The organism is Tenacibaculum sp. M1.3A, assembly GCF_057732375.1.
On sequence record NZ_JBYJEF010000001.1, the window covers coordinates 100,724 to 115,285 of the forward strand.

Below are 14,562 nucleotides of genomic sequence, written 5' to 3' on the forward strand. Positions count from 1 at the left end.
AGACACAAGTTACGCATTAATGGTCACATTTTTTAAATATTTATTTTATCTTACAACCCTTTAAATATTTAAATCATATAAATGAAAAAACTGGCGTTACATTGGAAAATTTTAATAGGAATGGTTCTAGGAATCTTATTCGGATTTTTAGCATTGAAATTTGGCTGGAATAGTTTTATAGAGAACTGGATAAAACCATTAGGAACTATTTTTGTTAAATTATTAAAATTAATAGCTGTACCGTTAATTGTAGCTTCATTAATTAAAGGAATTTCAGATTTAAAAGATATTTCTAAATTTAAAAGTATTGGTGTAAGAACTATGCTAATATATATAGGTACTACTGTAATTGCAATTACAATTGGTTTAGTATTGGTAAATGTGATTCAGCCAGGAGATGGAATATCGCAAGAAACAGTAGAAAAACTTACAAATACATACGCAAAAAGTTCTGGTGTAACAGCTAAAATTACTGAAGCAACAAGGCAACAGAGTAGCGGGCCTTTACAGTTTGTAGTAGATATGGTGCCTGATAATGCCGTAAGTGCAATGAGTAATAATAAAGCAATGTTACAAGTAATATTTTTTACTATTTTCTTAGGGATATCAATGCTATTAATAGGAGAAAAGAAAGCAAAACCGTTAAAGAATTTTTTCGATTCATTAAATGAAGCTATTTTAAAAATGGTAGATCTTATAATGTTAATTTCTCCATTTGCCGTTTTTGCTTTATTGGCAAATGTTGTGGTTACTTCTGGTGATCCTGATATTTTACTTGCCTTATTAAAGTATGCAGGTGTTGTCGTTTTAGGTTTGTTTTTAATGATTATATTTTATGCAATTTTAATAAGTGTTTATACAAAGAAAAATCCGTTTTGGGTTTTAAAACAGTTAAGCCCAGCACAATTGTTAGCTTTTTCTACAAGTTCGAGTGCGGCAACGTTACCTGTTACGATGGAGCGTGTAGAGGAACATATTGGAGTAGATAAAGAAGTATCTAGTTTTGTATTGCCAGTAGGTGCAACTATAAATATGGACGGAACAAGTTTATACCAAGCAGTAGCAGCTGTATTTGTAATGCAAGTTTTATGGCCAGAAGGTTTAGGTTTTGCAAATCAAATGGCAATTGTTTTAACAGCTTTACTAGCATCTATTGGTAGTGCAGCTGTTCCTGGAGCAGGAATGGTAATGTTGGTTATTGTTTTAGAATCTATTGGTTTCCCTAAAGATTTATATCCGGTGGCTTTAGCATTAATTTTTGCTGTAGATAGGCCTTTAGATATGTTGCGTACAACTATTAATGTTACTGGTGATGCAACTGTTTCTATGATTGTAGCAAAATCAGTAGGTAAATTACACGACCCTAAGCCTAAAAATTGGGATGATAATTACGATGATGTAAAATAAAAAAGGAATGTGATTTTTGAGTTAAAAAAGAATTTTTGTAATGTCAGTTCGAGTGTTTTTTAATAAAAAATAATATTGAGAACTACTTTAGAAGTAACAACTTTAATTCTCGATACAAATTTCGCTCATTTCAATCGTGAAATTCACTCGAATTGACAAAAAAATCACCAAAAGTGAACAATAGAATAAAAACATTAATGTGTAATTTAACATTGATGTTTTTTAGGTTAAAAGGAAGGTTTTAAATCTTTAAATTGATTTTTAAAAAGAGATAAATGAAAATTACAATTCCGAGCCCCCTTGTTTCAGTTGATTGGTTGTTTGAAAATATAAAAGCAGATAATTTAATTATTTTAGATGCAAGTATCGCTAAAGTAGGCACTAAAGAAAATAAAGCAGAAAGCAACGAACAAATTGTAAATACAGTTTTGTTCGATTTAAAAAGTGTTTTCTTAAATAAAGAAGGTGAGTTTCCGAATACAATTCCAACAGAAAAGCATTTTGAAAAAGAGATTCAAAAACTGGGAGTTAATAAAGATAGTTGCGTACTTATTTATGACGATTTAGGTGTGTATTCTGCACCACGAGCTTGGTGGTTATTTAAACTGTTTGGTTTTGAAAACGTAGCTGTTTTAAACGGCGGATTACCTGCCTGGCAAGAAGCAAAATATCCAACAGAAAATTTGAATACTAAACAATTATTAAAAGGTAATTTTAAGGCAGATTTTAAAATTAACTACCTAAGTACTACTAAAGATGTATTAATCGCATCAAATGATAAGAAACATATTTTTGATGCGCGTTCTAAAGGACGGTTCGATGCAACATTGCCAGAACCTAGAAAAGATTTAAGAGGTGGTCGTATTCCGAATTCTAAAAGTTTACCACATTCCGAGTTACAGATTGATGGTAAGATGAAATCTAAAGAAAAGTTACAAGAAATTTTCTCAGCATTAAATCCGAAGAAAGAAACAGTTATTTTTTCATGCGGATCAGGTATTACAGCCTGTATTTTAGCATTAGGAAATGAATTAGCAGGCAATATAAACTATTCCGTATATGATGGTTCATGGACGGAATGGGCGAGTACTTTAACCTTACCAGTAGAGAAATAGAGTTTAAATCAATTTCTTAACTTCTTGTTTTAAATAAGCAATTGATGTTTGTGTAGGATTCTCATTCTGAGAATAATCAATTAATATACTTTCACGTAAATCTTTTGCCGTTTTTGCTGTTTCTGATGTCTTACGGATTTTTGCAATTATTGTTAGTTTTGCAGCTACAATCGCTTTCCAACTATCTTCAGATACATATAGTTGTTGCACCATATTGTGTTCGTATTCTTGTTCGATATTAGCAATTAATAATTGAACATAACTATTAGTATCTTCACTAATAGGAATTACTCGTACCAATAATTTTGTAGGGTTTATGCGCTCGCAAAACAAAAGTAAGCGCTCGTAAGCTTGTAGTTTAATAGGTAAGCTTTCTCGTTTTTTATCAACTAAAGCATTAAACTTTTTTTCATTATTATCTTGTTTAATAAATGCACCTAATATAAAATAGGCTACAAATCCTGTTACCATTGCGGGTAAAGCGTATGCGAATGCTTCAAAAAATTTATCTTCCATAATGCGAATATACAAGTCCTGTTAAAATTGCCAATCCAAAACTTAATAAAGTTCCGATTAAAATGTATTCTGTTAGTTTTCTATCTTTTGCAGAAGTTAAATCACCAAAACGGAAAATAGATTTTGCAGCTAATAAAAAACCAACACCAGCCCATTGTCCGATAACAATGAACGTAAATATTAATAAACGTTCTAAAATTCCGATATATTTTCCCGCTTTAGCCAAAGAGTCATCTTCTTTTTTAAATTCTTTTTCAGGATTCCATTGCGATATTATCGTTTGTATAATTATTGATGCAACAAAACTCACAAAAATTAGGCAAGATATAAGTAGAAGTGTTTTTAGTGAAAAAAGAAAATCAATATTAAATTGATAAGGAATATACCAATAAGTTACCAAGGCTAATATTAAAATATGTAAAAATTGATCTATAAAAAATAACCATGGTTTATTTTTTTTATTTTGCAAGTATAGTTTGCTTAAATCGATACAATAGTGTGTTATGGTTATAAAAAACACACCTAAAATATATTTAAAACTAAAGTTGACCATTATTAATAACAATAATAAATGAACAGCAATATGTAAGTATAGTTTTTTAGATCTAATCTTTTTTTTCTCTTTGTTTTTTATCCATTTTTCTGGTTGAAAAATAAAATCACCTAAAAAATGAGCAATTAGAAACTTTAAAAATAAGATCATAATGAAGCTGTTTTTTGTTGTATTAATTCTCTGTATCTCTTTTCTAATTTGATAATAGCATCGTAACCAGCGCGTTTTTGTCGTTCGCTTATATTACTTTGTGTGATGCCAATTTTTTTTCCAATTTCACTTTGTGTTAATAAAGGATTTTCTATTGATAATTGAAATACTTCAGCTGAATTTTTTGTCCAATTATTCATTGTTAGTAAAGCTAAATCTAAAGCTAAGTTCAGTTCTTCATCTAACGCTAACCAGGGAGTTTTTATTGCAATTAATTGTTTTTTTACCAAGCTATCAAAAACTTCACCTGAATTAACATAAGCTTGTCCATTGGCTTCTGTAATGTGTGAATTTTTAGAATCTTTGGTGCCGATACCAATACCAATTCTAACATCAATATTATCTACTTGTTTTAGTTGAGCTTTTAATAAAAAAGCTACATAAAAAGCTTTCTCTACAGGAACTTCAAGTTGAAAACTATCACCTCTAAAAATTTCCCAATCAATAGGTTGTTTTCCAAATTTATTAAGAATCATTTTTAGCTTTTCTAGCCAAATACTACTGTCAGATTTTCTAGATTTTACAATGTCTCCTGTTAAAATACTTGTCATTAAAATGGTGGTTATAAGTTTTAAAAATACTTAAATATTTAGAATTGACCAAAATTATCTGTAATTAAGCAGATAATTTTATTTATCCGCTGTAAAGCAGATATGTTATTTTATCTGTTTTTAAACAAATAAAAATTGTGAATAAAAAAAAGGTTACATTCTTTATATAACCTAAAAGAATGGTTAAATTTCCGTTTTAAAAATTATTTCAAATTTTTTCTATTGAATACTTACTTAGAGCAACTTAACGAACCACAAAGAGCAGCCGTTTTACAAAAAGATGGCCCAATGATAATTATTGCAGGAGCCGGGTCGGGTAAAACGAGAGTTTTAACCTATCGGATAGCGCATTTAATGAAAGAAGGAGTAGATTCTTTTAATATTTTATCGCTAACCTTTACAAATAAGGCAGCCCGCGAAATGAAAGAACGTATTGGTGGCGTTGTTGGTTATAGCGAAGCAAAGAATTTATGGATGGGAACTTTTCACTCTGTTTTTTCTCGTATTTTACGATCAGAAGCAGATCGTTTAGGCTACCCTTCTAACTTTACAATTTACGATACACAAGATTCTGTTAGGTTGATATCTACGATCATTAGAGAAATGAAATTAGATAAAGATCGCTATAAACCAAAGCAGATTTTAAGCAGAATATCTTCTTTTAAAAACAGCTTAATAACTGTTAGAGCATATTTTAATAATTCAGATTTACAAGAGGCAGATTTAGAAGCAAGTAGGCCAAAAGTAGGTGATATTTATAGAGCTTATGTAGAAAGATGTTTTAAGGCAGGAGCAATGGATTTTGATGATTTATTGTTAAGAACCAATGAATTACTAACTCGTTTTCCTGAAGTTTTAGCAAAATATCAAAGTCGATTTAAATATATAATGGTTGATGAGTATCAGGATACAAATCACTCACAATATTTAATTGTTAGAGCATTAGCAGATCGTTTTCAGAATATTTGTGTGGTAGGTGATGATTCGCAAAGTATTTATAGTTTCCGTGGAGCAAATATCAATAATATCTTAAATTTTCAAAAAGATTATCCAGATGTTAAGACTTTTAAATTAGAACAAAATTACCGATCAACAAGTAATATTGTTGAAGCTGCCAATAGTGTAATTGATAAAAATAAAACAAAGTTAGATAAGGAAGTTTGGACGGCTAATGACCCCGGAGAAAGCATAAAAGTAATGCGAACAATTTCTGACGGAGAAGAAGGGCGTTTCGTAGCACAATCTATTTGGGACAACAAAATGAATCATCAATTAACAAATGATTCTTTTGCTATTCTATACCGTACCAATGCGCAATCGAGAGCAATGGAAGATGCTTTGCGAAAAAAAGATATTAAGTATAAAATTTACGGAGGTATTTCATTTTATCAACGTAAAGAAATAAAAGATTTATTATCGTATTTACGTATGCTAATAAATCCGAATGATGAAGAAGCTTTAAAGAGAGTTATTAATTATCCGCCACGAGGAATTGGCGCTACAACGATTGATAAATTAGCTATAGCAGCAAATCACTATAAAAAATCAATTTTTGATATTTTATTAAATTTAGATAAAGTTGATTTAAAAATAAATTCAGGAACCAAAACTAAGCTAGCTAATTTTACTAGAATGATTCAGCGTTTTCAGATAGACGCTCAAAAAATGAATGCTTTCGAAATTGCCGATTTGGTAGTAAAACAAACACAATTAGTAAAAGATTTACAAAAAGATGGTACGCCAGAAGGCGTAAATAAAGTTGAAAACGTTCAGGAATTATTAAACGGAATAAAAGATTTTATAACCGATAGAATTGAGACAGGCGAAGACGCTTCGTTACCTATTTTCTTAGAAGATGTGGCCTTGGCAACAGATTTTGATAGTGAAAGTGACGATACACCAATGGTTTCGTTAATGACCATTCACTTATCAAAAGGATTAGAATATCAATATGTGTATATTGTTGGTTTAGAAGAAGGTTTATTTCCTTCTGGAATGAGCATGAATACACGTAGCGAGCTAGAAGAAGAGCGTCGCTTGTTTTATGTAGCCTTAACACGAGCAGAAAAAGTAGCCTACTTAACGTATGCGCAAACACGTTACCGTTGGGGTAAATTAACAGACGGAGAACCAAGTCGTTTCTTAGAAGAAATTGATGATAAGTTTGTAGAGCATTTAGCACCTAAAGTACCAGCAGCATTGGCTAATAGGTTTATTGATGCAAGTATGTTTGATGATGACACTCCTAAGAATATCCGTTTTCAAAAACCAATTCAAAAACAACGAAAAGAGTTTTTAGCAAAAAAAGAAAAGCCAAATATTATACCTCCAAAAAGTAAAATGAAAAAGGTGTCAGACGTTAGTTCTGCAGTCAATTTATTTGATGGTGAAATAGTGGTTGGTAATTTTGTAGAGCACAATCGTTTCGGAACAGGTGAGGTAGTTGCTTTAGAAGGAAAAGGCCCCAATAAAAAGGCAGAAATTAAGTTTGGTACCGTAGGGAAAAAGAAATTATTATTACAATTCGCAAAATTAAAGGTAGTCGGATAACCACGTAGTTCGCAATAATTACCTATTTTGCATATATAAATATAGAGAAATGACGTTTGATTTAGAGTACAATTCAGAAAGAGACCACTTGATAATTCCAGAATACGGAAGACATATACAAAAATTAATAAATCACTGCATCGCTTTAGAAACAAAAGAAGAGCGAAATACAATGGCAAAAGCAATTGTAGATGTAATGGGAAATTTACAACCTCATTTACGAGATGTGCCAGATTTTAAACACAAACTGTGGGATCAGTTACATATAATTGCTGATTTTAAATTAGATGCTGATTCACCTTACGAAACTCCATCTAAAGAAGAATTAACAGAGAAGCCAGAGAAGATGGATTATCCAAAATCTGCTTCAAGATATCGTTATTATGGTAACAATATTCAAACCATGATAAATATCGCATTAAATTGGGAAGAAGGAGATAAAAGAGAAGCTTTGGTATTTACTATTGCTAATCACATGAAAAAATGCTATTTAAATTGGAATAAAGATACAGTTGATGATGCTGTTATTTTTAAGCATTTATATGATTTGTCAGACAAACAAATAGATTTAAGAGAATCTGAAGAAGTCTTAGCAGAGAGTAAAAACTTATTAAGAAAACGTACCACCCAACAAGGTAAAACAAACCACAAAAGTTCTCCCAAAGGAAAAACGAATTACAGTAATAATAAACATAGAAAAAAATAAATGGCATCATTTAAAATTGAAGGAGGTCACAAACTTAACGGAGTAATAACACCTCAAGGAGCAAAAAATGAAGCACTACAAATTATATGTGCAGTATTATTAACTCCCGAAAAAGTAATAATTAATAATATTCCGGATATTATTGATGTAAACAAGTTAATTTTTATTTTAGGTGAGTTAGGTGTTAAAGTAGAAAAATTAAGTGTAAATTCATATAGTTTTCAGGCAGATGAAATCAATCTACAATATTTAGAATCACCTGAATTTAAAAGAGACGGAAGTTCATTAAGAGGTTCAATAATGATTGTTGGTCCGTTATTAGCGCGTTTCGGAAAAGGATATATTCCACGTCCGGGAGGCGATAAAATTGGACGTCGTCGTTTAGATACTCATTTTGAAGGGTTTATTAACCTTGGAGCAAAATTCCGTTATAATAAAGAAGAATACTTTTACGGTGTTGAAGCAGAAGATGGATTGGTTGGTGCCGATATGCTTTTAGATGAAGCTTCGGTAACAGGAACTGCTAATATTATTATGGCAGCAGTTTTGGCCCAAGGAACTACAACTATATACAATGCAGCTTGCGAACCTTATATTCAACAATTATCTAAAATGTTGAATTCTATGGGAGCTAAAATTACAGGAGTAGGCTCTAACTTATTAACTATTGAAGGAGTAACTTCTTTAGGAGGATGCGAGCATAGAGTATTACCTGATATGATTGAAATTGGTAGTTGGATTGGTGTGGCAGCAATGACACGATCTGAATTAACGATAAAAGATGTTAGTTGGAAAAACCTAGGACAAATACCAAGTGTATTTCGTAAACTAGGAATTCAGTTAGAGAAAAAAGGAGACGATATTTACATTCCGGCACAAGATAGTTATGAAATTCAGAATTATATTGACGGATCTGTTTTAACAGTTGCAGATGCACCTTGGCCAGGATTTACTCCAGATTTGTTAAGTATTGTATTAGTTATTGCAACACAAGCAAAAGGAACGGTATTAATCCACCAAAAAATGTTTGAAAGTCGTTTGTTCTTTGTTGATAAATTGATTGATATGGGCGCAAAAGTAATTTTATGTGATCCGCATAGAGCAACTGTAATTGGTCATGATTTTAAATCGATGTTAAAAGCAACAAAAATGACTTCGCCAGATATTCGAGCAGGAATCTCTTTATTAATAGCAGCTTTATCAGCAAAAGGAACCAGTATTATTAATAATATTGAACAAATTGACAGAGGGTACGAAAATATAGAAGCTCGTTTAAAGTCTATCGGAGCTAAAATTGAAAGAATAGAAGATTAATAAAAACAACAATACATAAAATAAAAATCGTGTCAACATGACACGATTTTTTTATTGGCAATATTATTGATAAAATTATGCTGAAGAATTTAAAGAAACGATTTACAATGAGTAAAGATCAATATACAAAAGAAGACGAGTTAAAAGACGCTATTGATAATGCGCCAATTAATGAAACACAAGAAGAACAAGAAGTAGAAGAGGTTGTAGAGAAGGTAGAACCAACTACTGAAGAGTTACTTCAAGCAGAAAAAGACAAGCATTTACGTTTGTTTGCTGAGTTTGAAAACTATAAAAAACGTACATCTAAAGAACGTGTAGAGCTTTATAAAACAGCAGGAAAGGAAGTAATGACAGTTTTACTGCCAATTTTAGATGATTTCGAGCGTGCTTTGACACATGCAGGTGATGATAAAGAAGCAGAAGAATTACGTAAAGGAGTATTATTAATTTATCAAAAATTAACAAAAACTCTAGAGCAAAAAGGTTTAACAGCTATTGAAGTAAAGCAAGGTGATGTTTTTGATGCAGAAGTACACCAAGCAATTACACAAATTGCGGCACCTTCAGATGATTTAAAAGGAAAAGTTATTGATTGCATAGAAACAGGATATAAATTAGGAGATAAAATTATTCGTCACCCAAAAGTGGTGGTTGGACAAGCATAAAAAATAATAATTTCCAATTATCAATTATCAATTATTTATTGATGATTGTCAATTAACAATACAATGGCAAAACAAGATTATTACGAAATATTAGGTATTTCAAAATCGGCGTCACAACCAGAGATAAAAAAAGGATATCGTAAAATGGCGATAAAATATCATCCAGATAAAAATCCGGATGATAAAACTGCTGAAGAGAAATTTAAGTTATGTGCCGAGGCATATGAGATACTTAGTGATGACAATAAAAAAGCACGTTACGATCAATATGGTCATGCAGCTTTTGATGGTCCACAAGGTGGCGGAGGCGGCTTTGGTGGTGGCGGAATGAATATGGATGATATATTCAGTCAATTCGGAGATATTTTTGGCGGTGGCGGAGGCGGCTTTGGCGGTTTTGGTGGCGGTGGAGGTCAACGACAAGCTAGAGTTAAAGGATCTAATATGCGAATTCGTGTAAAACTTACTTTAGAAGAAATCGCAAACGGAGTAGAGAAGAAAGTAAAAGTTCGTAGAAAAGTTCAGGCAGACGGTGTTACTTACAAAACATGTACAACATGTAATGGTAGTGGACAGCAAATGCGAGTTACCAATACTATTTTAGGTAGAATGCAAACAGCAACTACTTGTGGTACATGTCAAGGAGCAGGAGAAATGCTTAACAGTAAACCAAGCGGATCAGATGCACAAGGTTTAATAGTAAAAGAAGAAACTGTTTCAATAAATATTCCGGAAGGAGTTACAGAAGGAGTTCAATTAAAAGTAGGAGGAAAAGGAAACGAAGCTCCGGGTAAAAATTCTATTTCAGGAGATTTACTAGTTTTAATAGAAGAGGTTCAACACGAAACATTAAAGAGAGAGGGAAGTAATATTCATTATGACTTATATATTAATTTTTCTGAAGCAGTTTTAGGAGTTTCTAAAGAAGTTGAAACAGTAACAGGTAAGGTTAAAATAAAGATTGATGCAGGAACTCAATCAGGTAAAATATTAAGATTAAAAGGAAAAGGATTGCCAAGTATTGAGCGTTATGGTACAGGTGATTTTTTAATACATATTAATGTTTGGACACCACAAGAGTTAACAAAAGAACAGCGTATTTTTTTCGATAAAATGGTAGCTGACGAAAATTTTAGTCCCAGACCACAAAAATCAGATAAATCATTTTTTGAGAAAGTAAAAGATATGTTTTCTTAGATTTATTTTATTTTTTATAATTTAAAAACCACTCATAAATTGAGTGGTTTTTTTGTGAATAAAAAAAATATGTTAATTTTATGTAATATATTTTTTTTATCTAAAAAACTATTCTATATTTGTAGTCGTTTAGAAGACGTTCTAAACACTTTTTCTTTTTCATAGCAATTTTCCCACTCAATTTATTGAGTGGGTTTTTTTATGAAAATAGCAAATTTTATAAAAATATTGAAGCAGACCATCTTATCGACTTATATTTAGTATAAGTAGGAAAGTCTGGACACCAAAGAGTAGCATAGCGGATAACACCCGTCCGGTGAAAACCGAGGACAAGTGCAGCAGAAAGTATGTACAGGTAATGCTGTAGTGAAACCAGGTAAACTCTATGCGGTGCAATGTCATGTACATTAGAGCTCGAGCGCTACTCGCGCGATTCTAAGGGGTAGGCAGATTGATTTTACGAGTAATTGTAAAACTAGAGAAATGATAAGAGCCTTATTTATAAGGAACAGAATCCAGCTTATAGGTCTGCTTTTTTATTTTTATTAATTATAACCATTGATGTACTAATTTCTCAATGGTTTTAAATTGTTAATTTGATAATATATTAACAAATATTGCCTTTTTTATTGCTAATTTATTCTTTTTTTTAATATAAATTATTATTTTCTTAGTAATATATCTAGTTATGTGTTTATTTTTTAAAATTGAGTTGAAAGCAGTACTTTTGCTCAACTAAAATTGCACAATTTTACTTTTAATTTATATATAGTTAAGAGTGTTTGTATAAAACTCTAAAAGAGGATAAATACAATTAAAAGATTGTAATTAGGTGTTTAATGTTTTAAAAAAACCTTTAGAATGAGTATTTATATAGAGTATATAAAAGAGATAGAAGAGAGAAAAACACAAGACCTTCATCCAAAACCAATTGACGGTGCAGAATTGGTAGGTAAAATAATTGATCAAATTAAAGATGTAAATAATGAGTTTAGAGAAGATTCTCTTAATTTTTTTATATATAACGTTTTACCAGGAACTACAAGTGCTGCTGGTATAAAAGCTAAATTTTTAAAAGAAATTATTTTAGGAGAATCTGTAGTTGAAGAAATTTCAACAGCTTTTGCTTTCGAACAGTTATCTCATATGAAAGGTGGGCCTTCTGTAGAAGTGTTATTAGATTTAGCTTTAGGAAATGATGCAACTTTAGCAAAACAAGCTTCTGATGTGTTAAAAACACAAGTGTTTTTATATGAAGCAGATACTGCTCGTTTAGAAGAGGCTTTTAAGTTAGGAAACGCTATTGCAAAAGAGCTTATTGAGAGTTATGCAAAAGCAGAGTTTTTTACAAAATTACCTGAAATAGACGAAAAAATAGAGGTTGTAACTTTTATCGCAGGAGTAGGTGATATCTCAACAGATTTATTATCTCCAGGTGGTGACGCACACTCACGTTCAGATCGTGAATTACACGGTCAGTGTTTATTTGAACACAATAAAGAGCAACAAAACGAATTAAAAGCAATACAAGCACAACATCCTGGTAAAAGAGTGATGCTAATTGCAGAAAAAGGAACAATGGGGGTTGGATCATCAAGAATGTCTGGTGTAAACAACGTAGCATTATGGACCGGTATTAAATCGAGTCCTTATGTACCATTTATAAATATCGCTCCGGCCATTGCAGGAACAAACGGAATTTCGCCTATCTTCTTAACAACTGTTGGTGTAACTGGTGGTATTGGTTTAGACCTTAAAAACTGGGTACAACAAAAAGATGCAGAAGGAAATACAATTCGTGATGAAAACGGAGATCCAATATTAAAAGAAGAGTATTCTGTTGCAACAGGAACCGTACTTACTATTAACACTAAAGAGAAAAAATTATACAACGGAGATAAAGAGTTAAAAGATATTTCAGCTGCATTTACACCACAAAAAATGGAGTTTATGAAAGCAGGTGGTTCTTATGCTGTTGTTTTCGGTAAAAAATTACAAACATTTGCTTCTAAAGTATTAAATATTGATGTTGTGCCAGTTTATGCACCATCAAAAGAAATTACTATAGAAGGACAAGGATTAACAGCTGTTGAAAAAATATTTAACAAAAATGCAGTAGGAACTACACCTGGTAAAATACTACATGCAGGTTCAGATGTTCGTGTAGAAGTAAACATTGTAGGTTCTCAGGATACTACAGGTTTAATGACTTCGCAAGAATTAGAAATGATGGCTGCAACAACTATTTCTCCAATTGTAGATGGTGCTTACCAATCTGGTTGTCATACGGCTTCAGTTTGGGATGATAAATCGAAAGCAAATATACCAAGATTAATGAGTTTCATGAACGATTTTGGTTTAATTACTGGTCGTGATCCTAAAGGAAAATATTTTCCTATGACGGATGTTATTCATAAAGTATTAAATGATATTACAGTTGGTGATTGGGATATTATTATTGGTGGAGATTCTCACACACGTATGTCTAAAGGTGTTGCTTTCGGTGCAGATTCAGGAACAGTTGCCTTAGCATTAGCTACAGGTGAGGCTTCAATGCCAATTCCACAATCTGTAAAGGTTACTTTTAAAGGACAAATGAAATCGTATATGGATTTCCGTGATGTAGTACACGCTACACAATCTCAAATGTTAAAGCAATTTGGAGGAGAAAATGTTTTTCAAGGAAGAATCATTGAGGTTCATATCGGAACCTTAACAGCCGATGAAGCCTTTACATTTACAGATTGGACTGCAGAGATGAAAGCAAAAGCGTCTATCTGTATTTCTGAAGATGAGACTTTAATTGAATCTTTAGAAATTGCAAAAGGTCGTATCCAAATCATGATTGATAAAGGTATGGATAATGCCAAGCAAGTACTTAAAGGTCTCGTTGATAAAGCAGAAACTAGAATTGTAGAACTTAAAACAGGAATTAAACCATCTTTAAGGCCAGATGCAAACGCAAAGTATCATGCAGAAGTTATTATTGATTTAGATGAGATTGCTGAACCAATGATTGCGGATCCTGATGTAAATAATGATGATGTTTCTAAGCGTTATACACATGATAATATTCGTCCATTATCTTTTTATGGCGGAACTAAAAAAGTAGATTTAGGTTTCGTAGGATCTTGCATGGTTCACAAAGGAGATATGAAAATATTAGCTCAAATGTTGAAAAATGTAGAAGCGCAATATGGTAAAGTAGAATTTAAAGCACCTTTAATAGTTGCACCTCCAACTTACAATATTGTAGATGAGTTAAAAGCAGAAGGAGACTGGGAAGTATTACAAAAATATTCAGGTTTTGAATTTGATGATAATGCACCAAAAGGAGTAGCACGTACAGGGTATGAAAATATGTTGTATTTAGAGCGTCCAGGTTGTAACTTATGTATGGGTAACCAAGAAAAAGCAGCACCAGGAGACACGGTTATGGCAACATCAACACGTTTATTTCAAGGTAGGGTTGTAAAAGATTCAGGTGAGAAAAAAGGAGAGTCTTTATTATCATCAACTCCTGTTGTCGTTTTATCTACAATTCTAGGTAGAACACCAACTATGGCAGAATATGAAGCTGCAGTAGATGGTATTGTTTTAACGAAGTTTAAACCTTCTACAAAGCAATTAGTTAGATAAATATAAACTTATTATATATTGTTAAAAGCCTGAATTAGATATTCAGGCTTTTTTATTTTTAAATATATTAGAAATATGTTGTATAGAATTATTATGTATAATTGATTATCTAGTAAAATTGTCATTTTTTATTTAA

At 31.6% G+C, this 14,562-nt stretch carries 11 protein-coding genes and 1 other RNA gene; 9 read left to right on the forward strand and 3 right to left on the reverse strand.

Translation table 11 applies throughout. The features are described 5' to 3' along the window. Positions 1 to 81 precede the first annotated feature (81 nt). Both AC28QF_RS00485 and AC28QF_RS00490 read left to right on the forward strand, forming a co-directional pair. Entirely contained in the window at positions 82 to 1,407 is a 1,326-nt protein-coding gene (locus AC28QF_RS00485; RefSeq protein WP_488200312.1) for a dicarboxylate/amino acid:cation symporter, read from the forward strand. A gap of 275 nt (positions 1,408 to 1,682) precedes the next feature. Continuing rightward, positions 1,683 to 2,522, forward strand: a complete 840-nt coding sequence (locus AC28QF_RS00490) for a sulfurtransferase (RefSeq protein WP_488200311.1) — start codon at positions 1,683 to 1,685, stop codon at positions 2,520 to 2,522. A gap of 3 nt (positions 2,523 to 2,525) precedes the next feature. On the opposite strand, the gene AC28QF_RS00495 is transcribed toward AC28QF_RS00490, so the two are convergent. From AC28QF_RS00495 to AC28QF_RS00505, 3 genes are read right to left on the reverse strand one after another with little or no spacing between them, the layout of a single operon-like run. Further along, positions 2,526 to 3,038: a DUF7935 family protein gene (locus AC28QF_RS00495; RefSeq protein ID WP_488200310.1), complete on the reverse strand. Its 513-nt coding sequence runs from the start codon at positions 3,036 to 3,038 to the stop codon at positions 2,526 to 2,528. Then, positions 3,028 to 3,741, reverse strand: a complete 714-nt coding sequence (locus AC28QF_RS00500; protein WP_488200309.1) for a DUF3307 domain-containing protein — start codon at positions 3,739 to 3,741, stop codon at positions 3,028 to 3,030. The genes AC28QF_RS00495 and AC28QF_RS00500 overlap by 11 nt, the downstream gene beginning before the upstream one ends. Next, entirely contained in the window at positions 3,738 to 4,352 is a 615-nt protein-coding gene (locus tag AC28QF_RS00505) for a SatD family protein (protein ID WP_488200308.1), read from the reverse strand. The genes AC28QF_RS00500 and AC28QF_RS00505 overlap by 4 nt, the downstream gene beginning before the upstream one ends. A 222-nt stretch (positions 4,353 to 4,574) precedes the next feature. Here AC28QF_RS00505 and AC28QF_RS00510 point away from each other — a divergent pair, with 222 nt between their 5' ends. The 7 genes from AC28QF_RS00510 (at position 4,575) to AC28QF_RS00540 (ending at position 14,426) form a co-directional block, all read left to right on the forward strand. Continuing rightward, positions 4,575 to 6,902 (forward strand): ATP-dependent helicase, encoded by a 2,328-nt coding sequence (locus tag AC28QF_RS00510; RefSeq protein ID WP_488200307.1) that lies wholly within the window; start codon positions 4,575 to 4,577, stop codon positions 6,900 to 6,902. A gap of 49 nt (positions 6,903 to 6,951) precedes the next feature. Continuing rightward, positions 6,952 to 7,608: a DUF4290 domain-containing protein gene (locus AC28QF_RS00515; RefSeq protein WP_488200306.1), complete on the forward strand. Its 657-nt coding sequence runs from the start codon at positions 6,952 to 6,954 to the stop codon at positions 7,606 to 7,608. Beyond that, positions 7,609 to 8,922, forward strand: a complete 1,314-nt coding sequence (gene murA / locus AC28QF_RS00520) for a UDP-N-acetylglucosamine 1-carboxyvinyltransferase (RefSeq protein WP_488200305.1) — start codon at positions 7,609 to 7,611, stop codon at positions 8,920 to 8,922. Positions 8,923 to 9,029: 107 nt separating this feature from the next. Further along, positions 9,030 to 9,590, forward strand: a complete 561-nt coding sequence (locus AC28QF_RS00525; protein WP_488200304.1) for a nucleotide exchange factor GrpE — start codon at positions 9,030 to 9,032, stop codon at positions 9,588 to 9,590. 63 nt (positions 9,591 to 9,653) lie between these two features. After that, entirely contained in the window at positions 9,654 to 10,787 is a 1,134-nt protein-coding gene (dnaJ, locus tag AC28QF_RS00530) for a molecular chaperone DnaJ (protein ID WP_488200303.1), read from the forward strand. 230 nt (positions 10,788 to 11,017) lie between these two features. Further along, positions 11,018 to 11,326: RNase P RNA component class A (gene rnpB, locus AC28QF_RS00535), an RNA gene on the forward strand. A gap of 322 nt (positions 11,327 to 11,648) precedes the next feature. Then, positions 11,649 to 14,426, forward strand: a complete 2,778-nt coding sequence (locus tag AC28QF_RS00540) for a bifunctional aconitate hydratase 2/2-methylisocitrate dehydratase (RefSeq protein WP_488200302.1) — start codon at positions 11,649 to 11,651, stop codon at positions 14,424 to 14,426. The last annotated feature ends 136 nt before the right edge of the window (positions 14,427 to 14,562 follow it).

What these genes read in the sequence shown, in the direction of transcription:
- AC28QF_RS00485 (WP_488200312.1), top strand. Translation starts at nt 82, where the DNA reads ATGAAAAAACTGGCGTTACATTGGAAAATTTTAATAGGAATGGTTCTA.
- AC28QF_RS00490 (WP_488200311.1), top strand. Translation starts at nt 1,683, where the DNA reads ATGAAAATTACAATTCCGAGCCCCCTTGTTTCAGTTGATTGGTTGTTT.
- AC28QF_RS00495 (WP_488200310.1), bottom strand. Translation starts at nt 3,038, where the DNA reads ATGGAAGATAAATTTTTTGAAGCATTCGCATACGCTTTACCCGCAATG.
- AC28QF_RS00500 (WP_488200309.1), bottom strand. Translation starts at nt 3,741, where the DNA reads ATGATCTTATTTTTAAAGTTTCTAATTGCTCATTTTTTAGGTGATTTT.
- AC28QF_RS00505 (WP_488200308.1), bottom strand. Translation starts at nt 4,352, where the DNA reads ATGACAAGTATTTTAACAGGAGACATTGTAAAATCTAGAAAATCTGAC.
- AC28QF_RS00515 (WP_488200306.1), top strand. Translation starts at nt 6,952, where the DNA reads ATGACGTTTGATTTAGAGTACAATTCAGAAAGAGACCACTTGATAATT.
- murA (WP_488200305.1), top strand. Translation starts at nt 7,609, where the DNA reads ATGGCATCATTTAAAATTGAAGGAGGTCACAAACTTAACGGAGTAATA.
- AC28QF_RS00525 (WP_488200304.1), top strand. Translation starts at nt 9,030, where the DNA reads ATGAGTAAAGATCAATATACAAAAGAAGACGAGTTAAAAGACGCTATT.
- dnaJ (WP_488200303.1), top strand. Translation starts at nt 9,654, where the DNA reads ATGGCAAAACAAGATTATTACGAAATATTAGGTATTTCAAAATCGGCG.
- AC28QF_RS00540 (WP_488200302.1), top strand. Translation starts at nt 11,649, where the DNA reads ATGAGTATTTATATAGAGTATATAAAAGAGATAGAAGAGAGAAAAACA.